The organism is Streptomyces sp. NPDC085481 (assembly GCF_044541845.1).
Lineage (GTDB): Bacteria > Actinomycetota > Actinomycetes > Streptomycetales > Streptomycetaceae > Streptomyces.
The window spans coordinates 6,845-23,192 of sequence record NZ_JBITTJ010000017.1; the positions used below are offsets into that span (position 1 = coordinate 6,845).

Consider the following 16,348-nt stretch of genomic DNA (forward strand, 5'->3'; position numbering starts at 1 on the left):
CGGTCAGGAGATTCCGAGTTCGTCGTTGATGAAGTCGAGAACCTCATCGGCGGAGGCGGATTCCAGTTGCTCTGCCACGGTGGAGTTCTCCGTCAGCTCGCCGGCTCCGCCGTTGACCTTCGCCACGAGCCCCTGGAGACGGAGCAGGACGTCGGCCCTCTTGGACTCGTCGGAGAGCAGTCCGGTGATCAGTGATGCGATGTCCTCGATCTTGGAGTTCACCAGCGACAGGGCGTCGTCGGTGGTTCCGATCTCGCCGTGCAGGTAGCGGGCGAGCGCCAGCGGGGTCGGGTGGTCGAAGACCACCGTCGCCGCCAGCTTGAGGCCGGTGGCCTCGCGGAGCCGGTTGCGGAGCTCGACCGAGGTGAGCGAGTCGAAGCCGGCGTCCTTGAAGGCCGTCTCCGGTCCGACGCTCTCCGCGCCGGTGTGGCCGAGGACGCTCGCCACGTGGCCCCGTACCAGGTCGAGCAGCAGGGTCTCCTGCTGCTCGGGCGCGAGGCCGGCGAGCCGGCGGGCAAGCCCGCCGTCGTTGTCGCCGGCCGTACGGGCGGCCTGCCGGCCGGGGTTGACCAGACCGCGCAGGAGCGGCTGCGTCGGGCGGCCCGCGGCCGCGTCGGCGCGCAGCGCCCTCAGGTCCAGCTTGATCGGCACGGCGAGGGCCGCGGGGGTCCGCAGAGCCGCATCGAACAGCCGCATGCCCTCGGCGGGGGCGATGGGCAGGACGCCGCCGCGGCTCATGCGGGCCTGGTCCGCGGCGCCCAGGTGGGCGGTCATGCCGCTGTTCTGCTCCCACAGGCCCCAGGCGAGCGACGTGCCCGGCAGGCCGGCCGCCCGGCGCCGGTGAGCCACCGCGTCGAGGTAGGCGTTGGCCGCCGCGTAGTTGCCCTGACCCGCGGAACCGAAGAGACCGGAGGCCGAGGAGAACACCGCGAACATCGACAGGTCCAGGTCCCGGGTGAGCTCGTCGAGGTGGCCTACGGCCGTCACCTTCGGGCCGAAGACGTACGCGAGGCGCTCCGGGGTCAGCGCGCCGATCACGCCGTCGTCGAGGACTCCGGCCGTGTGGACGACGCCCGTCAGCGGGTGCTCCGGCGGTACGGACCCGAGGAGCGCCGCCACGGCGTCCCGGTCGGCGACGTCGCACGCCGCCACCGTCACCGAGTCGGCGCCCGACTCCCGTAGCTCGGCGACCAGTTCCGTCACGCCTTCGGCATCCGGGCCACGTCGGCTCGCCAGGACCAGGTGACGGGCGCCGTACCCGGTCACCAGATGCCGGGCCACGAGCGCGCCCAGCGAACCCGTACCGCCGGTCACGAGGACGGTTCCTTCGGCGGCCAGGGCCACACCGCCGTCGGCACCGACACCGGCACGGTCGTCGGCACCGACACCGGCACCGGCACTGGTAGCGGCACGGACCAGACGCGGCGCGGACAGCGCCGTCCCGCGCAGCGCGAGCTGTGGCTCGCCCACGGCCAGCGCCCGGCCGAGCACCGTGGTGAACGGGTCCTCGGCGGCCGGGTCGAGGTCGAGCAGGACGAACCGGTCGGGGTTCTCGGCCTGGGCCGTGCGCATGAGGCCCCAGACGGCGGCCGCGGCCGGGTCGGCGACGTCGCCGTCGGGGCCGGCGGGGACGGCGCCACGCGTCACGACCACCAGCCGCGAGTCCTCGAAGGCCTCGCCGGCCAGCCAGGCCTGTACGACGGCGAGCACCCTGCCGGTCAGCGCCGGCACCCCGTCGGTCCCCTCCGCAGCCTCCGTACCGTGGGCCTCCAGTACCGCCACGGCCGGCGGCGCGGCGGCGGCCAGGGCGGCCACCTCGTCGGCGCTCGTGACCGGCGTCCAGGCGGGCGCCGGCTCGGCGGCCGCCCGAGCCGTGGCCGTCAGCTCGGTCCACTCCACCCCGAACAGGGCGTCGCGGCCGTCGTCGGTGATCGCCGCGGTGTCCAGCTGCTCGACGTCCACCGGCCGGAACGTCACCGACTCCACGGTGAGGACGGGGCCGCCGGTCTCGTCGACGGCGGTCACCGATCGCGCGTCCTGGCCCTGCGGCGCGATCCGCACCCGCAGCGAGGAGGCTCCGGTGGCATGCAGCACCAGCCGGTTCCAGGCGAACGGCAGCACGTTGCGGCCGTCGTCCGGCTGCGCGAACGCCTCCGTGTGCAGCGCGGCGTCCAGCAGCGCCGGGTGCAAGCCGAACCGGGCGGCGCTGTCGCGCTGTTCGTCCGGCAGCGCGACCTCGGCGAACAGTTCCTCGCCGCGCCGCCACACCGCGCGCAGGCCCTGGAAGGCCGGGCCGTACGCGTAACCGTGGCCGAGCAGCTCCTCGTAGAACCCGGCGACGTCGAGGGGCACGCGCTCGGCGCCGGCCGGCGGCCAGACCGAGACGTCGAAGCCGGCCGCGTCCGTGCTCTCGGCGCTGTCCACGCCCGCCGTCGGGGCGACGCCCAGGGTGCCGGTGGCGTGTCGGGTCCAAGCGTCCGGGCCGATCTCGCCGGCCCCGTCCTCGCGGGCCGAGTAGACGGCGACGCTGCGCGTGCCGCGCTCGTCGGGGCCGCCGACGGCGACCTGGACGCGCACACCGCCATGGGCGGGGACGACGAGCGGCGCCTCGATGACCAGCTCCTCCAGCACCCCGGCGGCCACGACGTCGCCGGCGCGGACGGCCAGCTCGACCAGGCCGGTACCGGGGACGAGCACGACCCCACCGACGGCGTGGTCGGCCAGCCAGGCGTGCGTACGGAGCGAGAGCCGCGAAGTGCACAGGACACCCCCGGTCTCCGGGACCTCCACCACCGCTCCGAGGAGCGGGTGGTCGGCGGTGGCCTGGCCGAGCGACACCGCGTCGGCCGCGGGGGCGAGCTGGAGCCAGTAGTGCCGGTGGTCGAACGCGTAGGTCGGGAGGTCGAGGTGCGCGGCACCGGCAACCGGCAGAACGCTTGCCCAGTCGACCGGTCCGCCGTGGACGAAGACCCCGGCAGCCGAGGTCAGCAGCGTCTGCGCCTCGGGACGACCGTCGCGCAGAGCCGCGACGCAGACCGCCCGCTCCCCCGCGGACTCCTCCACGACACTCGACAGAGCCGCCCCGGGACCGAGCTCGACGAAGACCACCTCGCCGTCACCCGCCGCGGCCGCCACGCCGTCCGCGAAGCGGACCGTACGACGGACATGATCAACCCAGTACCGCGGGTCCGCGAGCTGCCCCGGCTCGGCCAGCCGCCCGGTCACGTTCGAGACCACCGGGAACTTCGGCTCAGACCACGCCACTTGAGAGAGAACAGCAGCGAACTCGTCGAGCATCGGCTCCATCAGCACCGAGTGGAACGCATGCGAGACCGTCAGCCGCTTGGTCTTCCGGCCCTGCTCCGCCAGCTTCGCCGCCACAGCCAGCACGGCATCCTCGACACCCGACAGAACCACCGACGCCGGCCCGTTCACCGCCGCCAGATCCACACCCTCACCAAGCAGCTCGGCGACCTCGCCCTCCGACGCAGCCACCGCGACCATCGCGCCACCAGACGGCAACGCCTGCATCAACCGACCCCGAGCCGCCACCACAGCAGCCGCATCCGCCAACGACAGCACCCCCGCGACATGGGCCGCAGCGATCTCACCGATCGAATGCCCCATCACCGCATCCGGCCGCACACCCCACGACTCGACCAGCCGGAACAACGCCGTCTCCACAGCGAACAAACCGGCCTGCGTAAACACGGTCTGACTCAAGTCACCAGCATCACCAAGGACGACGTCCCTGACCGAATGCTCCACCCACCCCGACAACTGCGCGTCCAACAAGGCGCACACCTCGTCGAAAGCCTCCGCGAACACCGGGAACCGGCCATACAACTCCCGGCCCATCCCCACCCGCTGCGAACCCTGCCCCGGAAACACCAACACCGTACGAGCCGAACCCCCAACACTGCCGGTGACGACGCCAGGGCTCGACTCCCCCCGCGCCAGCGCACCAAGCCCCGCCAGCGCCTCCTCCCGCGAACCCGCCACCACCACCGCACGCTCACCGAGCACGGCCCGCTGCGCGACCAGCGCACCGGCCACCCCCGACAGCAAGACGGCCTCACCCGACTCCGACCCCGACTCCGACCCCGACTCCGATCCCGACTCCGGTGCCGACTCCAAGAACGACGCCAGCCGTTCGGCCTGGCCCGCCAGCGAGCCGCCGCTACGCGCCGACACGACCAGCGGCAGCACGCCGTCGGCCGCGACGGTCGTGGGCTCGGACTCGGCGTCCGGCGCCTGCTCCAGGATGACGTGCGCGTTCGTCCCGCTGACGCCGAAGGCGGAGACGCCCGCCCGGCGCGGCCGGCCGCTCTCCGGCCACTGCCGAGACTCGGTGAGCAACTCCACGGCGCCGGCCGTCCAGTCGACCTCCGTCGACGGTTCGGTGACGTGCAGGGTGGGCGGCAGGACGCCGTGCCGCAGGGCTTCCACGGTCTTGATCAGGCCGGCGACACCGGCCGCGGCCTGCGCGTGCCCGATGTTCGACTTGACCGAGCCCAGCCACAGCGGCCGGTCATCCGGCCGGTCCTGACCGTACGTCGCGAGCAGCGCCTGCGCCTCGATCGGGTCGCCGAGGACCGTTCCCGTGCCGTGTGCCTCCACCGCGTCCACGTCCGCCGTCGACAGGCCCGCGTTGGCGAGCGCCTTGCGGATGACGCGCTGCTGGGAGGGGCCGTTCGGCGCCGTGAGACCGTTCGACGCGCCGTCCTGGTTGACCGCGGAGCCGCGGATCACCGCGAGCACGTGGTGGCCGTTGCGGCGTGCCTCCGACAGGCGCTCGAGGACCACGACACCGGCGCCCTCGGCCCAGCCCGTGCCGTCGGCGGTGGCGGAGAAGGCCTTGCAGCGGCCGTCGGGCGACAGCGCCTGCTGCCGCGAGAACTCCACGAAGGTGTACGGGTTCGCCAGGACGGTCGCGCCGCCGGCGAGCGCCATCGAGCACTCGCCCTGGCGCAGTGCCTGGGCGGCGAGGTGGATGGCGACCAGGGAGGACGAGCAGGCCGTGTCGACGGTCACGGCCGGGCCCTCGAAGCCGAAGACGTACGACACGCGGCCCGAGGCCACGCTGCCCGCGGAGCCGGTCGCGGTGAAGCCGCCGAGCTCGGCCGGGACCTCGCCGCCGAATCCGTAGCCCTGGGTCATCACGCCGGAGAAGACGCCGACGTCGGTTCCCTTCAGCGTCCCCGGGTCGATCCCGGCGCGCTCCAGGGCCTCCCACGAGGTCTCCAGGAGCAGGCGCTGCTGGGGGTCCATGGCGAGGGCCTCGCGTGGCGAGATCCCGAAGAACCCGGCGTCGAAGAGGCCCGCGTCGTAAAGGAATCCGCCTTGGTCGACGTACGAGGTGCCGACCCGGCCGGGGTCGGCGTCGAAGAGTCCGTCGAGGTCCCAGCCGCGGTCGGACGGGAAGCCGGACATGGCGTCCCGGCCCTCGCTGACCAGCCGCCACAGGTCCTGCGGGCTCGCCACACCGCCCGGCAGGCGGCACGCCATGCCCACGACGGCGATGGGCTCGTCGGGGTCGGCGGTCAGCACGGTCGGCGCGCCGGGTGCGGCGGTGGCCGCGGGTACGTGGCCGAAGGCCTCGTGGAGGTGGCGGGCGAGGGCGAGCGGGGTCGGATAGTCGAAGACGACGGTCGTCGGCAGGTTGAGGCCGGTGGCCTCGCGGACCCGGTTGCGCAGCTCGACCGAGGTCAGTGAGTCGAAGCCGGCGTCCTTGAACGCCTTCTCGGGCCGTACGTCGTCGGCCCCGGCGTGCCCGAGGACGGTCGCCACCTGGCTGCGGACCAGGTCGAGCAGGAGTGTCTCCTGCTCCTCGGGTGTGAGCCCGGCCAGCCGGTCGGCGAGGCCGCCGGTTCCGCGCTGGGCGGCGGCCGCGCGGGCGGTCTGCCGGCCGGCCCTGACCAGGCCGCGCATCAGCGGTTGCACCGCGCCGCCGGAGGCCGCGTCGGCGCGGGCGGCGCGCAGGTCGAGCTTGATGGGTACGACGAGCGCCTGGTCGGCATGGAGGGCGGCGTCGAAGAGGGCGAAGCCCTCGGCGGGGGTGAGGGCCTGGACGCCGCCGCGGCTCATGCGGGCCTGGTCGAGCTCGCTGAGGTGGGCGGTCAGGCCGGAGCTCTGCTGCCACAGGCCCCATGCCATCGAGACACCGGGCAGGCCGGCGGCCCTGCGGCGGGCCATCAGGCCGTCGAGGAAGGCGTTGGCGGCGGCGTAGTTGCCCTGGCCGGCGGAGCCGAAGAGCCCGGCGCCGGAGGAGAACACGGCGAACGTGGTCAGGCCGAGGTCCCGGGTCAGCTCGTCGAGGTGGCGTACGGCGGTGACCTTCGGGGCGAAGACGGCTTCGATGCGCTGCGGTGTCAGCGCTCCGATCACGCCGTCGTCCAGGATGCCGGCGGTGTGGACGACCCCGGTCAGGGGGTGCTCGTCGGAGACCGAGTCCAGCAGGGCCGCCACGGCGTCCCGGTCGGCGACATCGCAGGCCGCGACCGTCACCGAGGCGCCCGACTCGCCGAGCGCCGCGGCCAGTTCGGTCGCGCCGTCGGCGTCGGGACCGCGGCGGCTGACCAGCAGCAGGTGCCGTACGCCGTGCTCGTCGACGAGGTGCCGGGCGAGCTGGGCGCCGAGGGAGCCGGTGCCGCCGGTGACCAGGACGGTGCCCTCGGGGTCGAAGGCCGCGGGGGCGTCCGAGGCGGTGGCGCTGGTCGTGTCGCGGACCAGGCGGGGGGCGGAGAGGACCTGGCCGCGGACGGCGACCTGGGGCTCGCCGGTGGCGAGTACGGCGGTGAGGACGGGTTCCATCTCGATGCCGGTGACGTCGAGGGCGTCGTCGGCGGCGGTGTCGAGCAGGACGATCCGGTCGGGGTCCTCGGCCTGTGCGGCACGGATCAGGCCCCACACGGCGGCGCCGGCCGGGTCGGTGACGTCGGCGTCTCCGTCGGCGGGCACCGCGCCCCGGGTGAGGACGACCAGCCGGGAGCCGTCGAGGCTCGGGGCGGCGAGCCAGGCCTGGACCATGGCCAGGATCCGGTGGGTGAGCGCGAGGGCGTCGTGGCCGGCGTCGCTGCGCCTGCCGGTGCCGCTGCCGAAGGCCTCCGCCACGGCGACCACCGGGGTCGTCACGTTGGCGGCGAGGATCTCCACCTCGTCGGCGTGGAACAGCGGCACCCACGGCGGCAGCGTCTCCGCCCCCGGGGCGGGCGCGGGCAGTTCGGCCCACTCGACCCGGAACAGCGAGTCGTGGCCCGGCGCCGCGACGGCGGCCGCGGCGGTCAGCTGCTCGGCGGAGACCGGCAGGAAGGAGAGCGCGTCGAGCGTCAGGACCGGCTCGCCGGTCTCGTCGGCGGCCGTCAGGGACAGCCGGTCGGACCCGGCCGGAGCGAGCTTCACCCGCAGGGCCGAGGCGCCCGTGGCGTGGAGCGTCAGGCCGGTCCACTCGGCGGTCTGCCAGAGCCGCTCGCCCGCGTTCGCGCCCGGGTCGGCGACGGCCGCGTGCCGCAGGCCGGACTGGAGCGCGGCGTCCAGGAGGGCGGGGTGCAGCCCGAAGCGGCTCGCGTCGCCCTGCTGCCCGTCCGGGAGGGCCAGTTCGGCGAAGACCTCGTCGCCACGCCGCCACAGCGCCCGTACGGCCTGGAAGACCGGGCCGTACGCGTGGCCGAGGCGGAGCAGGTCGTCGTAGAGCTCGTCGACGCTCGCGGCCCTGGCCCCCGTGGGCGGCCAGACCACGAGGTCGCGGTCGGTGGCGGGGCGGTCGGCGGGTGCGGCGGAGAGGCGGCCGGTGGCGTGGCGGGTCCAGGCGTCCGCGCCGGTGTCCTCGGCGGCGTCGTCCTCGCGGATCGCGTAGACCTCGACCGTACGGGCGCCGGTCTCGTCGGGGCCGCCCACGGTGACCTGGACGCGGACGCCGCCCTGCTCGGGCAGGACGAGGGGCGCCTCGACGGCCAGTTCGTCGAGCGTGCCGCAGCCGACCTCGTCGCCGGCCCGTACCGCCAGCTCCACCAGCGCGCCGCCGGGCAGGACGGCCACGCCGCCGACGGCGTGGTCGGCGAGCCAGGGGTGCGTACGGAGTGACAGGCGGGAGGTGAAGACCAGGCCGTCCGACTGCGGCAGCCGCACCACCGCGCCGAGCAGCGGGTGATCGGCGGCGGCCTGGCCGAGCGAGGCGGCGTCGGTCGCGGGGGCGGTCTGCAGCCAGTAGTGCTGGTGGTCGAAGGCGTAGGTGGGGAGCTCGACCGGGGCGGTGGCGGACTCCTCGGGGAGCACACCGGTCCAGTCCACGCTGACGCCGTGGACGAAGAGTTCGGCCATGGAGGTCAGCAGGCGGCGCGGGCCGCCCTCGTCACGACGGATCGAGCCGCCGACGAGGGCCGAGGCGCCGTCGGCGTCGACGATCTCGTTGATCGGCTGGACCAGGACCGGATGGGCGCTGGACTCCACGAACACCGTGTGCCCCTCGCCGAGAAGGGCCGCGATGGCGGGACCGAACCGGACCTGGTGACGGAGGTTGCGGTACCAGTAGCCGCCGTCGAGGACGCCGGCCTCGCGGACCCACTCGCCGGTCACGGTGGAGAGGAGCGGTACGAGCGGGGCCTGCGCGCGGATGTCGGCGAAGGCGGCGGTCAGTTCGGCCTCGATCGCCTCGACGTGCCGGGTGTGGGAGGCGTAGTCCACCGCCACGCGCCGCACGCGAACACCATCCGCGGCCAGGACCTCCAGAGCCTCGTCCAGAGCCTCCGCATCACCGGCGACCACCACGGACGCGGGGCCGTTGACCGCCGCCACCTCGACCCGGTCCGCCCACCGCTCCAGACGCTCGACGGCGTCCTCTTGCGGCAGCGCGACCGACGCCATGCCACCACGGCCCGCAAGGCTCCCGGCGATCACCTGACTGCGTACGGCCACCACGCGGGCAGCGTCCTCAAGGGACAACGCACCCGACACACAAGCAGCGGCGATCTCACCCTGCGAATGACCGACCACCGCATCCGGCACCACACCCACCGACGCCCACACCGCGGCCAAACCGACCATCACCGCGAAACTCGCCGGCTGCAACACGTCGACGCGCTCCATGAGCTCCGTCGGAGCGTCGCCCCGCAGCACCTCCACCAAGGACCAGTCGACCCAAGGCCCGAGCGCCGCCGCGCACTCGGCGATCCGCTCCGCGAACACCGGCGAGGAGTCCATCAGTTCGCGGCCCATACCGACCCACTGCGAACCCTGCCCCGGGAACACCAGCACGGTCCGCCCCGAGGCGGCGGCACCGAACGACCCGCCGGTGACGACCCCGGAGTGGGACTCTCCGCGGGCCAGCGCGCCGAGCCCGGCCAGGGCGTCGTCACGCGAGCCGGCCACGACCACCGCGCGGTCGGAGAGCAGCGCCCGCCGATTCACGAGCGTCGCCGCCACAGCCTCGAGCGCCGCGGAGTCCGGTGTCGCGGAGATCTCCGAGGTCTCGGATGCCCCGGCTGTCACGGCTGTCACGGCTGTCACGGATGTCTCCACGAACGACGCGAGCCGTTCCGCCTGCCCCGCCAGCGAGGCCGCGGAGGCGGCCGACACCACCAGCGGCACCACGCCGCCGGACGCGGCGGCCGGCGCTGCGGGCTGCTGCTCCTCCGGGGCCTGCTCCAGGATCAGGTGCGCGTTCGTGCCGCTGATGCCGAAGCTGGAGACACCGGCTCGGCGCGGCCTGCCCTCCTCCGGCCAGTCGCGCGGTTCGGTCAGCAGCTCGACCGCGCCGGCCGTCCAGTCGACCTGGGGCGTCGGCTCCGTCACGTTGATGGTGGGCGGCATGACGCCGTGGCGCAGCGCCTGCACCATCTTGATCACGGCGGAGACACCGGCCGCGGCCTGGGTGTGACCGACGTTGGACTTGAGCGAGCCGAGCCACAGCGGGCGCTCCGGGTCCCGGTCGCGGCCGTACGTCGCGAGCAGGGCCTGTGCCTCGATGGGGTCGCCGAGTTCCGTGCCGGTGCCGTGCGCCTCGACGACGTCGATGTCGGCGGCGGCGAGGCCCGCGTTGGCGAGGGCCTTGCGGATGACGCGCTGCTGGGAGGGGCCGTTGGGGGCCGTCAGGCCGTTCGACGCGCCGTCCTGGTTGACCGCCGAGCCGCGGACGACCGCGAGCACCCGGTGCCCGTTCCGCCGTGCCTCCGACAGTCGCTCCAGCACGACGATGCCGACGCCTTCGGACAGGATGGTGCCGTCGGCGCCGGCCGAGAACGCCTTGACCCGGCCGTCGGCGGCGAGTCCGCGCTGCCGCGACATGCCGCGCAGGCCGATCGGGGAGCCCATCACGGCGACGCCGCCCGCGAGCGCGAGCGAGCATTCGCCCTGGCGCAGTGCCTGGGCGGCGAGGTGGATGGCGACCAGGGAGGACGAGCAGGCCGTGTCGACGGTCACCGCCGGTCCTTCGAACCCGAAGGTGTACGAGACTCGGCCGGAGGCGACGCTGCCGGCGGTGGCGGTCGTGACGAAGCCTTCGAGCTCGTCGGGCATGTTGCTGAGCGACTCGACGTAGTCGTGGATGGAGACGCCCGAGAAGACGCCGACGTTGTCGCCGCGCGCGGAGCGGGGGTCGATGCCGGCGCGCTCCAGGGCCTCCCAGGAGGCTTCGAGGAGGAGGCGCTGCTGCGGGTCCATGGCGAGTGCCTCGCGCGGCGAGATGCCGAAGAAGCCGGCGTCGAACCGGGCGGCGCTGTGCAGGAACCCGCCCTTGTGGACGTAGGCGGTGCCGGGCTTGTCGGGGTCGGCGTCGAAGAGGCCGTCCAGGTCCCAGCCGCGGTCCTCGGGGAGGGGCACCATGCCGTCGCGGCCCTCGGCCACGAGGTGCCAGAGGCCGTCGGGGTCGTCGACGCCGCCGGGCAGGCGGCAGGCCATGCCGACGATGGCGATGGGCTCGTCGGGGTCGGCGGTGACGACGGTGGGGGCGGTGGTCGCGGCGGCCGTGTTGTCGCCGAGCTCCTCGCGCAGGTAGCGGGCGAGCGCCACGGGGGTGGGGTAGTCGAAGATGAGGGTGGCGGGGAGCTTGACGCCGGTGGCGGCGCCGAGCCGGTTGCGGAGTTCGACCGCGGTGAGCGAGTCGAACCCGATCTCGCTGAACCCGCGGGTGCCCTGGGCGAGTTCGGCGGCGTTGAAGCCGAGGACGGCGGTCGCTTCGGCCTGCACGATGCCGAGGAGGACGGTCTCCTGTTCGGCCTCGGCCAGTCCGGCGAGGCGGCGGACCAGGTCGCTGCCGTCGCCCGCGCCGGCGCGGGCGAGGCGGCGGCCGGTGCGGACCAGGCCGCGCAGCAGGTGCGGGACGGTGCCGCCGGAGGTGGCGTCGGCGCGCAGGGACCTCAGGTCGAGCTTGATCGGTACGAGCAGGGCGTGTTCGGCGCGCAGTCCGGTGTCGAGGTGGGCGAGGGCCTCGGCGGGGGTGAGGGGCAGGACGCCGCCACGGCTCATGCGGGCCTGGTCGACCTCGCTGAGGTGGGCGGTCAGACCGGTGCTCTGCTGCCACAGGCCCCACGCCATCGAGACGCCGGGCAGGCCGGCGGCCCGCCGGTGGGCCATGAGCGCGTCGAGGAAGGAGTTGGCGGCCGCGTAGCTGCCCTGGCCCGCGGAGCCGAGCAGCGCGGCGGCGGAGGAGAAGACGGTGAACGACGCGAGCTGCGGGGCGAGTTCGCGGGTCAGCTCGTCCAGGTGGCGTACGGCGGTGACCTTGGGATCGAAGACGTACGCGAGGCGCTGCGGCGTCAGTGCGCCGATCACACCGTCGTCCAGGACGCCGGCGAGGTGGACGACGCCGGTGAGCGGGTGCGCGGCGGGTACCGCGGCGAGGAGCGCCTGGAGGGCCCCGCGGTCGGCGACGTCGCAGGCGGCGACGGTCACCGCGGCGCCCGATTCGCCGAGCTCGGCGACCAGTTCGGCCACGCCCTCGGTGTCGGGGCCGCGGCGGCTGACCAGCAGCAGGTGGCGTACACCGTGCTCGGCTACCAGGTGCCGGGCGACCATGGCGCCCAGGGAGCCGGTGCCGCCGGTGACCAGGACGGTGCCGTCGGGCTCGAAGGCCGCGCGCGCATCCGTGGCCGCGGTCTCGGTCTCGGCGGCGACCTCGCGCACCAGGCGGGGCGCGGACAGAGCCGTACCGCGCACGGCGATCAGCGGCTCCCCGGTCGCGAGTACGGGCCCGAGCACCGGACCAGCTCCGGCGGACCCCGCGGGGTCGAGGTCGACAAGCACCAGACGGTCGGGGTTCTCGGCCTGGGCGGCGCGGATGAGGCCCCACACGGCGGCGCCGGCCGGGTCGGTGACGTCGGCGTCGCCGCCGGCGGGCACGGCGCCCCGGGTCGCGACGACCAGGGGCACGGCGTCCAGTCCTGGGGCGGCCAGCCAGGCCTGGACGACGGCCAGGACGCGGGTGGTCAGGGCGAGCGGGTCCTCGCCGTCGTCCGTCGTCGCCGTGAGGACGGCGACCGGCGGCGGGGTCTCGCGGGCGGCGAGTGCCGTCGCGTCGCCGGCGGTGGCGAGCGGCGCCCAGGAGGCGGGGGCGGCGGCGCCCTCGGGGGCGGGCAGCGGGGTCCACTCCACGCGGAAGAGGGAGTCGCGGTTCTCCCGGCCGGCCGCGCCGGCGCCGAGTTGCTCGGCGGTGACCGGCAGGGACACCAGGGAGTCCATGGTCAGGACGAGGTCGCCGGTCTCGTCGGCGGCCTGGAACGAGAGGGCGTCGGGGCCGCTCGGAGCCACCCGTACGCGCAGGGCGGAGGCGCCCAGGGCGTGCAGGACGAGGCCGTTCCAGGCGAAGGGGAGCACCTGGCGGTCGTCGTCCGGGTTGGCGAAGGCGTTGGTGTGCAGGGCGGCGTCGAGCAGCGCCGGGTGGATGCCGAACCTGTCGGCGTTCTCGCGCTGCTCGGGCGGCAGGACGGCCTCGGCGAACAGCTCGTCGCCGCGCCGCCATACGCCGCGCAGACCCTGGAAGGCCGGGCCGTAGGCGTAGCCTCGGGCGACCAGGTCGGTGTAGAAGCCGTCGACGGCCACGGGCTGCGCACCGGCCGGGGGCCAGGCGGCGAAGTCCACGGCGGGCGCCGTGCCGCCGGCCGGGGCGTCGGCGGAGAGCAGGCCGGTGGCGTGCCGGGTCCACTCGCCCTGCCCGGCCTCGTCGGCGGCGTCCTCGCGCAGCGAGTAGACGTCGACGGTGCGTGAGCCGTGCGGGCCGGGGCCGCCGACCGCGACCTGGACGCGGACGCCGCCCTGCTCGGGCAGGACGAGCGGCGCCTCGATGACGAGCTCCTCCAGGACGCCGCAGCCGAACTCGTCGCCGGCGCGGACCGCCAGGTCGACGTAGACGGTGCCGGGCACGACGGGCACGCCGCCGATGGCGTGGTCGGCGAGCCAGGGGTGGGTGCGCAGGGAGAGGCGGGAGGTGAAGACGAGGCCGTCGGTCTGCGGCAGCGGGACCACCGCGCCGAGCAGCGGGTGGTCGGTGCCGGTCAGGCCGAGGGAGGCGGCGTCGTTGGCGGTGCCGGTGAGCTGGATCCAGTAGTGCTGGTGGTCGAAGGCGTACGTCGGGAGGTCGACGTGCCCGGCGTCGGCTCCGGCCGGCAGGACGCCGGTCCAGTCGACGTGGACGCCGCGGACGAAGAGCTCGGCCATCGAGGCGAGCAGGCGGCGCGGGCCGCCCTCGTCGCGGCGCAGCGAGCCGGTCACCACGGCGTCGGCGTCGGCGCGGTCGACGATCTCGCTGATCGGCTGGACCAGGACCGGGTGGGCGCTGGACTCCACGAACACGGTGTGGCCGTCGGCGAGAAGCTCGGCGACGGCGGGCCCGAAGCGCACCTGCCGGCGGAGGTTGCGGTACCAGTAGCCGCCGTCGAGGACGCCGGCCTCGCGTATCCATTCGCCGGTCACGGTGGAGAGGAACGGCACGGCGGGGGCCTGGCTGCGGATGTCGGCGAAGGCCTCGCCCAGGGTCTCCTGGACGGCCTCGACGTGGCGGGAGTGGGAGGCGTAGTCGACGGCGATGCGTCGCACGCGTACGCCCTGGTCCTCCAGGGTGTCGAGGGCCTCGTCGAGGGCTTCGGCGTCACCGGCGATCACGACCGAGGCGGGGCCGTTGACGGCCGCCACCTCGACGCGGTCGGCCCACCGCTCCAGCCGCTCGACGGCGTCCTCCTCCGGCAGCGCCACCGAGGCCATGCCACCGCGGCCGGCGAGGCTGCCGGCGATGACCTGGCTGCGTACGGCCACGATGCGGGCCGCGTCTTCCAGGGACAGCGCACCCGACACGCACGCGGCGGCGATCTCGCCCTGCGAGTGGCCGAGCACCGCGTCGGGCACGACACCGGCCGACGCCCAGACGGCGGCCACGCCGACCATCACGGCGAAGCTCGCGGGCTGGACGACGTCCACCCGCTCGAGGAGTCCGGCCGGGACATCGCCGCGCAGCACGTCCACGAGGGGCCAGTCGACCCACCGCTCGAGCGCGGCCGCGCACTCGGCGATCCGGTCCGCGAACACCGGGGAGGAGTCCAGGAGTTCACGGCCCATGCCGACCCACTGCGAGCCCTGGCCCGGGAAGACGAGCACGACCTTCCCGGCCCCGCCCGGCGTCGACGCGCTGCCGACGGCCACCCCGGGGGCGGCCTCGCCGCGCGCCAGCGCGCCCAGACCCGCCAGGGCCTCGTCGGGCGAGCCGGCCACGACCACGGCGCGCTCGCCGAGCACCGCGCGGCCGGTGGTCAGCGCGGCCGCGACATCGGCGAGGGCGACCGCGTCGGACGCCCCGACGAACGACAGGAGGCGCTCCGCCTGGCCGGTGAGGGAGGCGGCGGTCGCCGCCGAGACCACCAGCGGCACGGCCGCGTCGGCGGCGGGGGCCGGAGCGGTCTCCTCGCCGGGGTCCGCGGCGGGCTCGTCGACCTGCTGCGCCTGCTCCAGGATCAGGTGCGCGTTCGTGCCGCTGGCGCCGAAGGAGGAGACGCCGGCGCGGCGCGGTCGGTCGGCGCCTTCCTGCGGCCACTCCCGCTGCTCGGTCAACAGCTCCACCGCGCCGGCCGACCAGTCCACCTGGGGGGTGGGGGCGTCGACGTGACGGGTGGCGGGCATGACGCCGTGCCGCAGCGCCTGCACCATGTTGATCACGCCGGCCACGCCGGAGGCGGCCTGGGTGTGGCCGATCACCGACTTGACCGAGCCGAGCCGCAACGGCCGGTCCTCGGGCCGGTCCTGGCCGTAGGTGGCGAGCAGGGCCTGCGCCTCGATCGGGTCGCCGAGCACCGTGCCGGTGCCGTGGCCCTCGACCATGTCGACGTCGGCGGCGGTGAGGCCGGCGCTCTCCAGCGCCTTGCGGATGACGCGCTGCTGGGCGGGACCGTTGGGGGCGGTCAGGCCGTTGGAGGCGCCGTCCTGGTTGAGGGCGGAGCCGCGGATCACCGCGAGCACCCGGTGGCCGTTGCGCCGGGCCTCCGACAGGCGCTCGAGGAGGACGACGCCGGCGCCCTCGGCCCAGCTGGAGCCGTCGGCGCAGGCCGCGTACGACTTGCAGCGGCCGTCGAAGGCGAGGCCGCGCTGCCGGGCGAAGCCGACGAAACCGCCGGGCGTCGACATGACGGTCGCGCCGCCGGCCAGCGCCATGGAGCACTCGCCGCGGCGCAGCGCCTGGGCGGCCAGATGGATGGCGACCAGGGAGGAGGAGCACATGGTGTCGACGGTGACGGCGGGGCCTTCGAGGCCGAGCGTGTAGGCGACGCGGCCGGACGCGACGCCGCCCGCGGTGCCCAGGGCGCGCTCCAGGCTGAGGAAGCCTTCGAGGCCGCTGAGGTCGGGCGCGTAGTCCTGGTGCACGATGCCGGCGAACACGCCGATGTCGGTGCCGCGTACGGAGTGCGGGTCGATGCCGGCCCGCTCCAGTGCCTCCCAGGAGACCTCGAGGAGCTGCCGCTGCTGCGGGTCCATGGCGAGCGCCTCGCGTGGCGAGATCCCGAAGAACGCGGCGTCGAACCGGCCGGCGTCGTGCAGGAACGCGCCCTCGCGGACGTAGGTCGTGCCGGGGTTGTCCGGGTCGGGGTGGTAGAGGCCCTCCAGGTCCCAGCCGCGGTCCTCGGGGAAGGTGGTGTAGACGTCGGTGCCGTCCGTCACCACCCGCCACAGGTCCTCGGGGGTGCGGATGCCGCCCGCGTACCGACAGGCCATCGAGACGATCGCGATGGGTTCGGCCGAGGCCTCGGAGAGACGCTGGTTCTCCTGCTGGAGCCGCGCGTTCTCCTTGAGCGAGGCACGCAGTGCGTTGACGATCTGCTCGTCCGGCGCCGTCATCTCGGTACGTCCTCCGTCTATCCGCTGTCGGTCAAGTCAG

The 16,348-nt window shown here is 74.8% G+C and carries 1 protein-coding gene; it reads right to left on the reverse strand.

The annotated features are described in order from the left end of the window. Positions 1 to 3: 3 nt before the first annotated feature. Positions 4 to 16,308 carry an SDR family NAD(P)-dependent oxidoreductase gene (locus ACIGEZ_RS29445; protein WP_399836915.1) on the reverse strand — a complete coding sequence of 5,435 codons (16,305 nt, stop codon included), beginning with the start codon at positions 16,306 to 16,308 and terminating at the stop codon, positions 4 to 6. Positions 16,309 to 16,348: the final 40 nt, after the last annotated feature.